This window comes from Chroococcidiopsis thermalis PCC 7203, assembly GCF_000317125.1.
Lineage (GTDB): Bacteria > Cyanobacteriota > Cyanobacteriia > Cyanobacteriales > Chroococcidiopsidaceae > Chroococcidiopsis > Chroococcidiopsis thermalis.
This window is the reverse complement of sequence record NC_019695.1, coordinates 6,229,363-6,244,184: the sequence shown is the minus strand read 5'-3', so window position 1 is coordinate 6,244,184 and position 14,822 is coordinate 6,229,363. Positions and strand designations below refer to the sequence as shown.

The 14,822-nt window shown below is 42.5% G+C and carries 12 protein-coding genes and 1 riboswitch; of the genes, 5 read left to right on the top strand and 7 right to left on the bottom strand.

The window, feature by feature from the left end; all coding sequences use genetic code 11:
• The first annotated feature begins 42 nt into the window (after positions 1-42).
• From CHRO_RS27175 to CHRO_RS27165, 3 genes are all read left to right on the top strand, one after another.
• Entirely contained in the window at positions 43-1,203 is a 1,161-nt protein-coding gene (locus tag CHRO_RS27175) for an amino acid ABC transporter permease (RefSeq protein WP_015157434.1), read from the top strand.
• Between the two features lie 4 nt (positions 1,204-1,207).
• Positions 1,208-2,398 (top strand): amino acid ABC transporter permease, encoded by a 1,191-nt coding sequence (locus tag CHRO_RS27170; RefSeq protein ID WP_015157433.1) that lies wholly within the window; start codon positions 1,208-1,210, stop codon positions 2,396-2,398.
• 99 nt (positions 2,399-2,497) lie between these two features.
• Complete coding sequence (locus CHRO_RS27165) at positions 2,498-3,250, top strand: amino acid ABC transporter ATP-binding protein (RefSeq protein ID WP_015157432.1); 753 nt, start codon at positions 2,498-2,500, stop codon at positions 3,248-3,250.
• Between the two features lie 115 nt (positions 3,251-3,365).
• On the opposite strand, the gene CHRO_RS30090 is transcribed toward CHRO_RS27165, so the two are convergent.
• Together CHRO_RS30090 and CHRO_RS27155 are read right to left on the bottom strand one after the other, a co-directional pair.
• A complete protein-coding gene (locus CHRO_RS30090) occupies positions 3,366-3,656 on the bottom strand; it encodes a hypothetical protein (protein ID WP_015157431.1) in 291 nt (96 codons plus the stop codon).
• Positions 3,643-3,975, bottom strand: coding sequence for a type II toxin-antitoxin system RelE/ParE family toxin (locus CHRO_RS27155; protein WP_015157430.1), 333 nt, complete (start codon positions 3,973-3,975; stop codon positions 3,643-3,645). Before CHRO_RS27155 ends, CHRO_RS30090 begins: the two co-directional genes overlap by 14 nt.
• A 42-nt stretch (positions 3,976-4,017) precedes the next feature.
• Here CHRO_RS27155 and CHRO_RS30085 point away from each other — a divergent pair, with 42 nt between their 5' ends.
• Positions 4,018-5,070: a ribokinase gene (locus tag CHRO_RS30085; protein WP_015157429.1), complete on the top strand. Its 1,053-nt coding sequence runs from the start codon at positions 4,018-4,020 to the stop codon at positions 5,068-5,070.
• Here the strand turns inward: CHRO_RS30085 and CHRO_RS30080 are convergent.
• From CHRO_RS30080 to CHRO_RS27120, 5 genes are all read right to left on the bottom strand, one after another.
• The gene (locus tag CHRO_RS30080; RefSeq protein WP_015157428.1) at positions 5,036-8,176 is read right to left on the bottom strand and encodes a PAS domain S-box protein; all 3,141 of its coding nucleotides are present in this window, start codon (positions 8,174-8,176) and stop codon (positions 5,036-5,038) included. The genes CHRO_RS30085 and CHRO_RS30080 overlap by 35 nt on opposite strands.
• Entirely contained in the window at positions 8,176-8,631 is a 456-nt protein-coding gene (locus tag CHRO_RS27135) for a response regulator (protein ID WP_041463579.1), read from the bottom strand. Before CHRO_RS27135 ends, CHRO_RS30080 begins: the two co-directional genes overlap by 1 nt.
• 103 nt (positions 8,632-8,734) lie before the next feature.
• Positions 8,735-11,050 (bottom strand): ATP-binding protein, encoded by a 2,316-nt coding sequence (locus tag CHRO_RS27130; RefSeq protein WP_015157426.1) that lies wholly within the window; start codon positions 11,048-11,050, stop codon positions 8,735-8,737.
• A 236-nt stretch (positions 11,051-11,286) separates the two neighbouring features.
• Positions 11,287-12,342: a cobalamin biosynthesis protein CobW gene (gene cobW, locus CHRO_RS27125; protein WP_015157425.1), complete on the bottom strand. Its 1,056-nt coding sequence runs from the start codon at positions 12,340-12,342 to the stop codon at positions 11,287-11,289.
• Between the two features lie 264 nt (positions 12,343-12,606).
• Entirely contained in the window at positions 12,607-13,275 is a 669-nt protein-coding gene (locus CHRO_RS27120; RefSeq protein ID WP_219336043.1) for a HupE/UreJ family protein, read from the bottom strand.
• A 22-nt stretch (positions 13,276-13,297) separates the two neighbouring features.
• Positions 13,298-13,565, bottom strand: a riboswitch (cobalamin riboswitch).
• Positions 13,566-14,431: 866 nt separating this feature from the next.
• Between CHRO_RS27120 and CHRO_RS27115 the strand changes: the two genes are divergently transcribed.
• On the top strand, positions 14,432-14,791 hold the full coding sequence (locus CHRO_RS27115) for a hypothetical protein (RefSeq protein WP_015157423.1): 360 nt from the start codon (positions 14,432-14,434) through the stop codon (positions 14,789-14,791).
• Positions 14,792-14,822 lie beyond the last annotated feature (31 nt).

The window sequence follows — 14,822 nt, the reverse complement described above, 5'->3', positions numbered from 1 at the left end:
TAACTTTTGACTTTTGACTTACCAATTACCAATTACCACTACATGAAGTTGCAGAAACTATTACGAGACGATCGCTTCTGGCAGATTGCCGGACAGGCGATCGCGGTTTTGTTGGTGGTAATTTTTGTTGCTCTGATTTGGGATAATCTCACTTATAATCTGCGGCAATTAGGCATTCAGTTAGGATTTGATTTTTTGGGAGTGCAAGCCTCCTTTGATATTGGCGAAAGCATCATTCCCTACGATCCGTCTAATAGCTATAGTCGGGCAATATTTGTCGGATTGCTTAATTCATTGCGTGTGGTAGCAATCGGTCTAGTTTTAGCTACTATTTTTGGATTGGTCTTTGGTATTGCCCAACTTTCAGATAACTGGTTGGTACGACGTATTGCTATTTCTTATGTAGAAATCTTCCGCAATGTACCTCTACTATTGCAACTATTTTTTTGGTACTTTGCCGTTTTTATCAACCTACCAGGAATTGAAAATCCTATTACTCTTCTTGGTTCTACTTACCTGACGGGACAAGGCGTGTTTTTTCCGTGGCTGGAAATTGGGGCGGGGGGAGGCATTTGGTTGGTGTTACTGCTGGCGGGAATTGTTGGGGCGATCGCCTTGTGGCGCTGGCGGGGGCGCGTCATGGTAGAACGAGGACAGGCAGGACATCAAATTTGGTATGCTTTGGGTTCGATTTTAGGGGCTATCGTTATCGCTTTTGTCTTGACCCGCAATATTCCCTTTCAGTTGAGTATTCCGCAAGTTACGCAGGGACAGATTGAGGGTGGATTGCGTCTGTCGCCAGAGTTTTGCGCCCTCCTTGCTGGACTGGTGATTTATACGAGTAGTTATATTGCTGAAATTGTGCGGGCGGGGATTCTAGCCGTACCAAAAGGGCAATGGGAAGCAGCTCGTGCTTTGGGACTGAAGCCGAATCGGATCATGCAAATGGTGATTTTACCGCAAGCATTGCGCGTAATTATACCACCCTTGACGAGTCACTACCTCAACTTAGCGAAAAACTCCAGTTTGGCGATCGCAGTTGGTTTTCCCGATGTTTATTTTGTTGCTTCCACCACGTTTAATCAGACGGGACGGGCTGTGGAAGTGATGTTGCTAATTATGATTACCTATCTAACTACAAGCTTAACCATCTCTCTCATCATGAATTTATACAACCGCACTGTGCAAATTAAGGAGAGATAGACCCTTGCAAATCCAATCGTCTGCGCCTCCTACCCCACCCACATCTCCCCTGAACTGGGTACAGAAAAATTTGTTCAGTACTTGGTACAACAGTATTCTGACAATTGTTTGCTTAGCAGTCATTATTTGGGGACTGAGTAACTTTATTAGTTGGGCATTAACCGCAGCACAGTGGGGGGTCGTGGGTGCAAACTTGCGGCTCTTTTTTGTCGGTCGATTTCCTCCGGAATTGTATTGGCGGGTGTGGACGGCGCTGGGACTGATTATCGGTTTAGCAGGGCTTTGTTGGGGTTATATTGTTAGAAATTCTCCCATATTTAGCCGGACAATTTTATTTGTTTTAGGGGTAATGATTGCAGCTATTGTACTGCTACCTTTAGAACTGAGTGCGCGTCTATGGATATTAGCGATCGCCATTATTGCTATAGTTGGCTACGCAGTTGGACGCAAATTACCTACTAGTATTAGCCCTTGGCTAACACCAGCTTGGGGATTAGTATTTATCGTCAATGTTTGGTTAATTGGAGGTGGTTTAGGTTTAGCTTCAGTCCCAACAAATGTATGGTCGGGGCTATTACTAACCCTACTCACAGCAATTTGCGGGATCGTACTGTCGTTTCCCTTTGGCGTTTTACTCGCCCTCGGTCGCCAAAGTCCATTACCTATAGTCCGGATCTTATCGATCCTCTACATTGAAGTCGTGCGCGGGTTGCCATTAATTGGCATTTTATTCTTAGCCCAGGTAATGTTACCGTTATTTCTCCCGCCTAACTTCCGCAATTTAGATCGCGTACTACGGGCGATCGCTGGACTAGTATTATTTAGTGCAGCGTATTTAGCAGAAAATATCCGTGGTGGATTACAAGCTATACCTAGAGGACAATACGAAGCCGCTAAAGCCTTGGGTTTAAGTTCGCCTTTAGTTGTGTTACTGATCGTATTACCCCAGGCACTTAAAGCCGTAATTCCCGCGATCGTCGGTCAATTTATTGGTTTATTTAAAGATACATCTCTACTAGCTCTATTTGGTTTACTAGAATTAACCGGAATCTCTCGCTCGATTTTGGCACAACCCCAATTTCTCGGACGTTATGCCGAAGTTTATTTATTCATTGGCTTACTCTACTGGCTCTTTTGTTATGGAATGTCTACTGCAAGTCGCTATTTAGAACGGAAATTAAATGTTAGTAACTAACAGGTAATGGGTAATGGGTAAAGTCAAAAGTCAAAAGCTGAAAGTCAAAAATTACCAACTACCAACTACCAATTACCAACTATCAATTACCAACTACCAATGACAAATGACAATTCACAACCAATGATTATTGCTGAGAACGTCCATAAGTGGTATAGCAGCAATAAATTTTACGTCCTGCGTGGGGTTAGCCTTACCGTGAATCGGGGGGAGGTGGTGGTGGTGATGGGTCCCTCTGGTTCGGGTAAATCTACGTTTATTCGCACGTTTAATGCTTTAGAAGATTACCAACAAGGGCGAATTGAAGTCGATGGAATTGCCCTAACTCACGATTTGCGTAACATAGATGCAATTCGTAAAGAAGTGGGAATGGTGTTTCAGCAATTTAATTTGTTTCCTCACCTTACCGTACTACAAAACGTAACTCTTTCGCCGATTTGGGTACGCCGCTGGAAAAAGCAAAAAGCGGAAGAAGTCGCCATGCAACTGTTGGAAAGGGTAGGAATTTTAGAACAAGCGCAAAAGTACCCAGGACAACTTTCTGGCGGACAACAACAACGGGTAGCGATCGCCCGGGCATTAGCAATGCAGCCTAAAATTATGTTATTTGACGAACCTACATCAGCCCTCGATCCAGAAATGGTACGGGAAGTGTTAGATGTGATGAGGAGTCTAGCGCGATCGGGGATGACAATGGTAGTCGTGACGCACGAAGTTGGGTTTGCCCGCGAAGTTGCCGATCGCATCGTTTTAATGGATGGTGGAATGTTAGTCGAACAAGCCCCACCCCAAGAATTTTTTCAAAACCCCAAAGAAGAACGGACGCGCAAGTTTTTATCGCAAATTTTGTAAGCGTAAATTTTGTAAAAGAGGGAATCGTAGGGGCGGGTTTATCAAGGGGTTGATACTGACAGATATTTCGGATAAACTTGCCCGTACAGGAGTAGGGAGTCGTTATCGGATTCGATTAAACTCGTTGTTTCAATTCAAGATCGGCTGTTTGAAATAAGTTTTTTGTTTCTACTTTGGTAGTCATTGCTGACAACAGAGTGGAGTTATTTAACTGTTGTAAATCCAAAGCGATCGCTAAATTGTTATAGCCTGCTTCAATTAGATTGTCTATGGCTTTTTGAAGCAGTTCTACACTTCCTTCTGCTAAAACAGCTTTGAAGTAGGCACTAGCCTCAGATGGTTCTTTTAAAGACTCAATTAGGTAACTGTGGTAGCTAATATTTTTCAGCATTTTATCTGTTTCCATAGTCTGTCCAATATTGAATAGCTTGGGGGATGTCTTTTTCTTGAGTACTCTTATCTCCTTCACATAAAAGTAGAATCAACGTCGTTCCTACTTGTCCAAAATAAACTCTATAACCAGAACCATAATCTATTTTCAACTCACACACGCCTTTCCCAACTGCTTTATAGTCCCCAAGATTAGCAGTTTCAACGCGATCGAGCCTTGCTTTAATTTTAGCTCTAGCGTTACTGTCTCGTAGAGACTCTAACCATTCTATGAAAGGATATTTCCCATCTGGAGTTGCATAAACTTGAATTTCTCTAGGAGAGGCTTCTGGCATTATTATCTGTAAAAAAGCTATTTTCTTCGATTGAGACGTAATATGAACTCTATTATCGTATTCGGTAGTATCAATATCGATCTAGTTAGTAAAACACCCAGATTACCTTTACCTGGAGAAACTCTGACGGGACATAGTTTTGTCACCGCGCCAGGGGGAAAAGGCGCAAATCAAGCAGTTGCGATCGCCAAATTGGGCGTTCCCTCATACATGGTAGGGCGTGTTGGCGGAGATAATTTCGGTCGGGAATTATTAGCAAGTCTGCAAGCGGCGGGAGTACGAACTGAAAATGTATTGGTGGATGAAAGTATCAGTTCTGGAGTCGCTGCGATCGCGGTTGATGACAATGGTGAAAACCAAATTATCATAACTCCTGGGGCAAATGGACGAGTCGATGAGACAGATGTAGAACGTCTCCAGAGTGTATTAAAGATCCTTTCTCGCCCCCCTTCCCAAAGGAAGGGAACAAATAGCCCCCCTTCCCAAGGGGGGTTGGGGGGATCTCGTCCCCCTTCCCAAGGGGAGTTAGAAAAATCTATTAGCCCCCCTTCCCAAGGGGGGTTGGGGGGATCGATCCTACTCCTCCAACTAGAAATTCCCCTCAGCGCCGTTATTACAGCCGCCCAAGTTGCAAAAGCAGCCGGAATTCAAGTCATTCTCGATCCTGCACCAGCCCAAAATTTACCAGACGAACTTTATCCCTTGATCGATATCATCACCCCAAACGAAACAGAAGCAGGGCGATTAGTTGGCTTTACTGTAGATGGACGAGAAACTGCAACCGAAGCAGCACGGGCTTTATTGCAAAAAGGTGTGGGTAACGCGATCGTCAAACTTGGTGCTAAGGGTGTCATCTGTGCGACTCAAGCAGAAACATTTTTTACTCCCGCCTTCTCCGTCACGGCTGTAGATACGGTAGCCGCAGGAGATGCCTTCAACGGTGGTTTAGCTGCGGCACTAGTAGAAGGACTACCCTTGAGACAAGCAGTAGTATGGGGTGCAGCGGCGGGCGCTTTAGCTGCAACCAAACCAGGGGCGCAGTCTGCAATGTGCGATCGCCCTACTTTGGAGGCATTAATGGCAACTGGATCGTAAACGTTGCTCCTTGTCCCACGCCAAGACTGGCAGCGTGAATTGTACCACCATGCAATTCTACGATGTGACGGGCGATCGCCAATCCCAGTCCCAATCCTCCTTGCTTATTAGGACTCTGGGCTTGACGGAAGCGATCGAAGACGTGGGGCAAAAACTCAGGACTGATACCATTGCCCGTATCGATCACTTGAATTTGGGCGTAGTTGGTAGTTGATAATTGGTAATTGGTAGTTGGTAATTGGTGGTTGTGACTACTAATTAATAACGATAACTGAACTTCAATTTTGCCACCTTCGGGAGTAAATTTAATTGCGTTTGAGAGTAAGTTACCCAAGACTTGTTGCAAGCGATCGCGATCGCCAGAGATTGGAATTCGGAATTCGGAATTCGGAATTCGGAATTCTAAATGAATCTGCTTGGCGCTAGCAGCAAGAAAAGTAGTTTCAACCGACTCTTCTACAAGGGAAACTAAATCGAACTGACTCTCTTGGAGTTCTAGTTTGCCGCGAATCATGCGCGACACGTCTAACAGATCTTCGAGCAATTTTGCTTGAGATTGAGCATTACGTTCGATCGCGTCTAAGGCGCGGGCAGTGGTTTCAGCATTCACCTGACGAGTCCTCAGCAGTTTTGCCCAACCCAGAATCGCATTCAGGGGAGAGCGCAAATCGTGAGATACCATTGCCACAAACTCATCTTTAGCACGGTTAGCAGCTTCAGCTTCTCTCTGTGCTTGCTGAGCTAGTTCCAGCATACGAGCGTTTTCTACTTCGCTGTGTTTGCAATCGGTAATATCTAAATCAACTCCTGTCATACGGACGGCTTTACCCGTTCGATCGTAGAAAACCTGTCCTTTGCTCTGCGCCCAACGAACTGTACCATTAGGAAAAACAACTCGAAATTCGATGTTGTAGTCTGCTCCCGTATTGACGGCGCTGTCAATTGCCTCTAGCACGCGATCTCGATCTTCTGGGTGCAGTCGCGATTCAAACATTTCGTAAGAACCGTCAAACTCCCCTGGAGTTAAGCCAAACATGGCTTCCATGTTGTCAGACCAAGTGATGCTACCAGTTGAAATGTCCCAATCCCAACTTCCCATCTGAGTTGCGGCAAAAGCCAGCCGCAATCGTTCTTCACTGTTGCGCAGGGCAATCTCGGCTCGTTTGCGATCGCTGAGATCTACGATAAAGGCAATATGTTCTTCTACCTCACCTTGCAAGCGCGTAGCACTAATTAAAATTGGTAGGCGCGTCCCATCTTTGCGAATAACTTCTTTCTCTATTGCTTTGATGCTGCCAGTCAATTCTAGCTGCTCCATTGCCTGCCGATCTATCTCGGCATACTCTGGCGGACTCATATCCCGCCAACTCAGTTTAGAATTGCGAAACTCGTCGCGGGTATAACCCAGGATCGACAACAGCGTATCGTTCATCTCTAAAACATCACCATTAGATGAACCAAAGCCAATGCCAATTTGAGATGTTTCTAGCGTGCGTTGGATACGTTCTTGACTGCGACGTAGTTCTATCTCTACCTGCTTGCGTGCGGTAACGTCTTGAGCCGTACCGAGAATTTGCTGAACCGAACCATCGCTGTTTCTGGTAAACACGCTTTCTCGGCTGCACAGCCACCGCCATTCACCGTTAGCGTGCTGCATTCGGTACTCGAATTCCAGAACTTCACGATCTCCAACTCCATCGAATCTTCGTAAGTGTGCGGGCAATAAAGCAAGATCTTCAGGGTGCATCAGGCTTTGCAATCCCACCGTTCCGAGTTGGCAAATTGCTTCTGGCGTATACCCAAGCACTTCAGTAACTTGTCGATTTATATAGACATTTCGCCGCTCTTTTAAATCGTGAATATATAAAATGTCAGGGATAGTCACGGCAATTTGCTCGATCAAATGCCGAGTCTCTCGCAATATCATTTCTGCTTGCTTGCGATCGCTTATGTTGCGTTGAATGGCGACAAAATGAGTGTACTGCCCTGCGGCATCCGCTATGGGTGTAATGCTAATCTCTACCCAAAATTCCGAGCCATCCTTACAATAATTGATCAGTTCTTCTTGTACTGGCTTTTTGGCTTGTAAGGCATCCCGAATACGCTTGAGTGCTGCTTTATCGGTTTTAGCACCTTGGAGAAAACGCGGCGATCTGCCTACAACTTCTTCACAGGTATAGCCAGTTAAGTCAGTGAATGCTTGATTCACATATACGATTCGCGGTCCTGGCTCCTCTAAAGGAGCGATCGCGGTTATGATGACGGCATCGTTAGCATTGACAACGACAGATTCTAGTAATCGCAAACGTTCTTCAGAGCGTTTGCGATCGGTGATATCTCGCCAGGAAGCCACAAAACCATCGCCCAATTTATTTGCTCGGATATCAAAGGCTCTGGTTAAATATTCTTGGTTAAATCTATCTGAGTAAATTAAGTCTTCTTTTGTCAGAGGTGCGCCTGTCTCTACCACCCGACAATATTCATTAAATAATCCAGTCTCTCGATGAAAAGGCAAAATTTCACAGAGTTTTTTACCAATTTGTTCTGCTGCTGTCATGCGGTTATTAGTACAAGCTGCCGCATTCACGTACTCGACAATAAAATCTACAATTTTACCCGATTCATCACGCAAGCATTTGTAGATGCCAAAGCAATCGAGCATGTTTTCAATTGAAGTGCGAAATCTGTCTTCGCTTTGTTCTAATTGCTGTTGTAGGCGATCGCGTTCTAAAATATTATGAATTGCTAAACGAAGATTTTCTGACGTGGTTTTTCCTTTTACCAAATAGTCAGCCGCACCACTTTTCATTGCTTGCACGGCAACATCTTCATTTCCTCGTCCCGTCAGCATAATTACAGGTAATTGCATTTTACCAAATTGAGTTTTTAACTCGCATAAAAACTCAATACCGTCAATATCAGGGAGGTGAAAGTCTAACAAAATAGCATCTGGCTGTACTAGTTTGCATACTTCTAGTCCATTCTCACCATAATCTGTTTCTAAAAATATGTACTGGTAGCGATCGTCAGTAAGTAAGAAGCGACGGTATGTTTCTCGATCTTCAGGAGAATCATCAACGATGAGCACTGTTCTCTCAAAACTCATCAATACCTCCTCCTATGAGGTAGAATCACGACTTCAAACCAATATTGAATGAGAATTTGAATCGTATGCATTAATTTTTTCACATCCATTGGTTTAATGATGTAGCCATTCACGCCATAGCGATAACAAACCTCCACGTCTTTTGGATTGGAAGATGTTGTAAATACTACAATAGGAATTATTTTTAACTCCTCGTCTTGCTTGATCTGTTCCAGTACTTCCCGTCCATCTGTACCTGGTAGATTTAAATCAAGGACGATAATTGCTGGACGAAGTACTCGCTCTAGATCGGCGTACTCGCCATCATGATATAAATAGTCTAATGCATCGTCACCATCAATACAGCGATGAATAGGATTGATAACGGATAACTGCCGCATTATCCGCCCGAAAGCTTCAAAATCTTCATCGCTATCTTCAATTAACAGCAATGGTTGGGTCGATCTACTAGTCATACGTTCAACTTGAGTTGCTAATTTGAAAGAAGTGACCATTATTTCGTACCATTTTTGTCATTTGTCACTGGAAGCTAATAACTGATAACTGAAATACGTAGTATTAACCGTGCAATGTAAAATAAAACGTACTACCTTCTCCATAAGTTGATTCCACCCAAATTTTCCCGCCATGACGCTCTACAATTTTCTTGGCAATGGTTAAACCAGCGCCTGTTCCACCTCCATATCGATTCGGTGCATGTAATCGCTTAAATATGCGAAAAATAGTCTCTAAATGCTTTTCTCTAATTCCAATACCGTTATCTCTAACATAGAAAACAAAGGAATTAATTTGGCTATCGTTAGAGCTATTTTCAGACTCTAAATAGCCGATTTCTACAGATTTATCTTCTTTGTTGTTGTATTTAATTGCATTGCCAATTAAATTGCTAAAAACTTCACTAACTTGGACGCGATCGCATTCAACAATTGGTAAAGTCTGAGAAATGCGAATATTAGCTCTCTCTTCTTTCAAACTAATATTTAGTACATCAACGACATTACTAACCAATTCATTCAAATTCGTTTTCTGGAACGAAAGTTCTATCCTTCCTAACCGCGAGAAGTGAAGTAGAGATTCAATCAAATCCTCCATTCGCTGCGTCAAACGTACCAAAGTTTGCAGTTTAAATGCGCCGTCTTCATTCAGAATATCTGCATAATCTTCAAGCAGAAAGCTAGAGTAGTTATGAATTCCTCGTAACGGCTCTTTCAAATCGTGGGAAGCAATATATGCAAAGGCATCAAGCTCGCTATTAGTCCGTTCTAACTCACTATTAATTCGTGCTAATTCCGCTGCTTTACGCAGCACAATACCTACAATTGCACTTCTCAGTTCTACTGCTACATCAATTTCGCATTGTTGCCAAGGTAGAGATTTTAATTTTACTGTTTCTTGCCACAATTCAAAAGATTGACGCGGGGATAAGCGTAAACTTCCATCTTGTTGTATCTCAACTGGTTTATGAGGATTACCACCCCAATTCACAGTTTGAATCACTTCAGGACGAAACCAAAGAATGTAATCATTTTGACTTTTGGAGATAGCCGTTGCTAACAAACCACTCGCACTATCTTTAAATTTTGTCGCTGGTTGATAAACTTTTGGCAGCGAGTCCGTGCAGTATACGTCATTATGCATTTGAGGTTCAAGCCATTGAATTAATTCTTGAATTTCTGTTTCACTGGGTGTTTTACCAACTAGCCATACCTGACTGTCTGCACAAATAGCAGCTCCCTCGCTAGCAGTCAACTCTAATAAATTGATTCGATTTTGGAGTAAACTCTCAACAAAATTTTCGTCTTGAGGAATAATTTCAACAAATTTTGATAATATTGAATTGAGTTTAATCTTGTAGTCCATGCCTTCATTATCTTCTTTGGTAGCCAGTTCCAAAGACATGACTTGACCCAAAAACTCGCAAGCAGTACGGACTTCACAAGTGAGATAATTAGCTGCGGAATGATGGCAGGCAATCAATCCCCATAATTTTTTATTTTTCACCAAAGAAATGGACATAGAAGCGCCGACTCCCATATTTTTTAAATACTCAATATGGATCGGAGAAACGCTACGTAAAATACTAAGACTCAAATCCAAAGTCTTATTGTTATCTGAATCGGTAGAAATAATTTCTACAGGTTCGTAATTGACATCGGGAACGAGTCGGAGGAGATTTAAGGTATAAAGATGCTTGGCTTGCTTAGGAATATCGGAAGCAGGATAGTTTAAGCCAAGATAAGAAGTCAAATCTTCGCGTTTATCTTCCGCTATAACCGTGCCAGCACCTTCAGAATTAAAGCGATAAACCATGACGCGATCGAAGTTCGTCAGTTTTCTGACTTCTTTCACAGCAATTTGGCACATCTCTGCTAAAGTATCTACCTTTTGCATCCGATCGATCGGGTTTTTGACTAAATGATAAAAATCAAAAAAGTCTCTACTTTTATTCGTTCTTCTTGATTCTATTTCTAGAACCAGTAAGTTATCTATATTGCGATGAATAATTCCATCAAAAACTAGAGTTTTGTTTTGAGATTTTATGGCTATTTTTAAGGGATTTACACTATCAAATTCCTGCGATAAACATTGTTTTATCGAATTAATATGCTTTAAATTAAGTAGATTATTTAATGGTTTATCTAGTAATTCTTGAGCTGAAACTTGAATGATATCGGAAACATTCTTACTAACTTGTACAACGATTAAGTCAGGTTCTTGTAGGACAAAAAGTACACCGTGAGGCTGGATAGAACCAGGAATCTGAATCGGTTCGCGATCGCAATTCGTCAAATCAACCGTTTCGACGATCGTCAACTCCTCCGATTGTGAAGCACTGGCGTTATTTCGATCTAGCGATTGTAATGACCAATCCATACAATTCAACCTGATAGTTAGGCTGCTACAATCCCATACTATAGGATTATTTCTATAGGTATAGAGTAATAGCTCAGCTTATTGTATCATCCCCTATACAATGGTTATTTAGAATACAAAATTAAGATATTCTTAATTCTTTTAACTATAGATAAATCGTTATTGTTCTTGAAGATTAGACGCAATACATGGTCTGTTAGGGTGGATCGATCGCACACCCTAACAAGAGTGCAATTTTAGTTCGGCAAAGCTACTAATTGAGATTCAATTGTAGTAGGATTGAGACTGCGACCGATAAAAACCAATCGAGTTTGCGGCATTTCTTCAGGTTGCCACAAGCGATCGTAAAATTGGTCAAATCGGGTTCCCACGCCTTGTAAAACCAGACGCATCGGTTTATTTGCAACAGCGACAAAACCTTTAATCCGATAAATATCTTGTTCTTTTGCTAATACTTGCAACTGGTTTTGTAAAGCATTAGGTTCAAATGTGCGATTTAACACAACATGGGTTGAAGTAATTTCTTCTTCGTGTTCGTGGTCTTCTTCCGTGTCGTGATGGCTGGGACGATTGGACAAATCATCTTCAGCCGCAGCTTGAAAACCCAACAAAATTGTAGGCTCGATTTGACCGCGATCGCTTGTTACCATTTTTACCTGTCGCGGTAGTTCTTGTTGCACCAACTTTAAAACTTCGGCTTGCGTTGTTGCATCAATCAAGTCAGTTTTATTCAATACAACTAAATCTGCACAAGCCAACTGGTCTTCAAATAATTCCTGTAATGGGGTTTCGTGTTCTAAACTCTCATCTGCCTGTCTTTGTACCTCAATCGCCTGCGGATTGCTAGCAAACGTTCCGGCGGCAACAGCAGCACAATCTACCACCGTCACCACTGCATCCACCGTAGCAGCATTGCGGATCTCGTGCCAGCGAAAAGCTTTCACCAATGGTTTTGGTAAAGCTAACCCAGAAGTTTCGATCGCAATGCAATCTATACTATCTCGGCGTTTTAATAACTCCAGCATTGTCGGCAAGAATTCTTCTTGTACCGTACAGCACAGACAACCATTTGTTAATTCCACAATCTGAGGTAAGCTATCTTCACCTTTCGCCTCTTCTGGACAAACCTGGCAAGATTTCAGTAATTCCCCATCTATCCCCAACTCGCCAAACTCATTGACTAAAATAGCAATGCGCCGTCCCTGATTATTTTGCAACAAATGACGGATGAGAGTTGTTTTGCCGCTGCCTAAGAAACCAGTAACGACTGTAACGGGAATTTTTGTAGCCATTGGATTCTAATTGAAATTAGCCTGCGATCGACAAACAGCATTGTCTCACAAGTATTGAGGGAGTGGGGAGCAGTTATCACTGACCAGTGACCAGTGAGCATTCTCAATTAGTATTCAGACCCGCCTCGAACTTAAGTCCGAGGCTAACAGCAAAAGTCTACTGAAGTAGACTAGAAATCAATTGTAGTCGGCTTTATCCGACTTGAGCTATAAGCCAGTGAATTAATTCACTGGCGGCGATTGCCACAGGTGACTACTTAACTTTTAACCCATCACCGAGGAAGTCAAGAACACTACCCCAATTGCACAGATTGCTAAACCAGATAATCTTAACCAAGCAGGACTAGAATTAGCAGATTTCTGCAATGCTAAATTTCCTACTAAAAAGGCAACTAAAGCAACACCATATTGGATTAGAGTAAAACCCAACAAGTAAGCAAATAGAGGAAACATTTGCGCCCCGATAATAGCTTCTCCGTAAGCGTAACCGTGAAACAATCCCGCGATCGCACCCAACCCCAATGTTATCAACCAATGAGGACGATCTCGCCACACCAGCATTGCCCCAAAGATGATAACAGAAACTGCGATCGCGACCTCAGCCGCAGGTAAATCGATTTGGAAGACGTGAATAACTGTCCCCAACATCGCCGCCACGACAAACCCAGCCGGAATTAAAGCACCGCGCCGCTGTCCGACTGCAAGTAATCCAATTGCCACGACAAAAGCTAAATGATCTAAACCGATAACAGGGTGAGCCAGTCCTGACAAGAAACCTTCAAATAAATTTACCGGAGTCTTGCCACCAATCGCGTGATGGGCATAAGCTGGTTGGGGTATGGCAAAAAATGCGATCGTCAAAGCGGTTGCAATTAACCCTAAGTAGCGCCAAAATAGCTGCAAAATTTTAGACATCAAATCTTTAGACATCATCCGTACCTCGCGAAGGATGTGAGTTAAACAATTTCTATCGGTGGGTATTCTGACTCATGCGGGAGCTGGGGAGAAGAGAGCTGAGGGAGCTGAGGAGGCTCTTGGGAGCTGAGGGAGCAAGACAACTCAAAATTCAAAATTTCCCACTCGCCTCTTGCCTCTTGCCTCTCGCCTTTTTACTAACTACCAACTACCAATTACAGTTGCGGGACAGCGCCGGACTTACACCGAACTTTCCCCATTACCTCTAGCAGCTGTTTCCTGCTAGAACCGATTAGATTGAGGAGATTATCATACCACCAGATCGCATCTTTAGAGAAAAACAGAACTGTTCTTACAGTTGTTTTGTAAAAATCGTAGCAGAGTTAGTATTTTATTCTTTCTATATATTTAAAGGGTGATAAGCACGTGGAAGCATCTGTATCGAATAGTTAATTCTATTAGTCACATGATTAGTTTTATGCTGAGTGTCAAGTCAGAAATACGCTGCTAAACGATTCATCATCAATCCTTAAAAGTAACTTACAGTTCTTATCATTGCGTAATGAAACTAGCTCAAAATGTGATTCACCTTATGGCTTTATAATCTGCTCTAATTGAGCCGATTCTTTTGCTATCAACAAGTTTTTGTGGCGCAACTGCTCAAAGTCGATCGCCTCTCGTTCAGTATAGTAGTTCTTTACTTCTGCCCTGCACGATCTACTTTACTTCTGCCCTGCACGATCTACCTTGTTACTTAAATCAATGAAATTTTCTATAACTCAAACAACAATAGATAGAAATTATTTAACTTATACATAAAGTCATACATTTAATTGAACGCGATCGCAAACAGGTTGCTTTCATACTAAAAGTACTAATCAGTTATTGATTAGTTTCATAGCTGCAAGAGATGCAACGCGAAAAAAGGTATCAAACTAATTTTTCGAGAGTAAGCATCTTCATCTAAATGGACTCACAAAACGCTATCAGTGAGCAATTTGTCAATGCCGTTCGTTCGGTTTGCGATTGCATAAGACACGGATAGCCTAGTAGTAGAGATACATTTCCCCAGGAAGAGGAGTTAAAAAATTAACCCCTTCCTACTCAGTTCTCTATCTGGAAGTCAGTACTTATTCCAGATAAATTTACCCAATTCTATTAAAGGATTAAAACAATGTTAGACAACCGTTTTTCTTTTGCTGACGAACAATTGTTCGCTGAATTAACCCCCGAAGAAGGTGCCGCTATCAGTGGAGGTTACAATTATAAAATTTGGAATGATGCAAATCGGAAAATATACGTCACTACTTTTGATGCCAATGGCATTACGACACGGCGATCTATAGATCCTCAGAAACAACTTGATTTCTCTTCTCCCTATGATAAAACGTATTTAATACGTGACACGCTAGAAGGAAAAGATTATGCGCCGGAATTAACACAGCTAGATCCCGAAATAGTTTACAGGCTTGAAGTTGTTGGAAACAAGTTAGAACTTCATCAAGGGTTCTCATTTATTTCTCAGCAGCCGTAAATATAGTAGGTCAAACTATAGCTTAAAACCC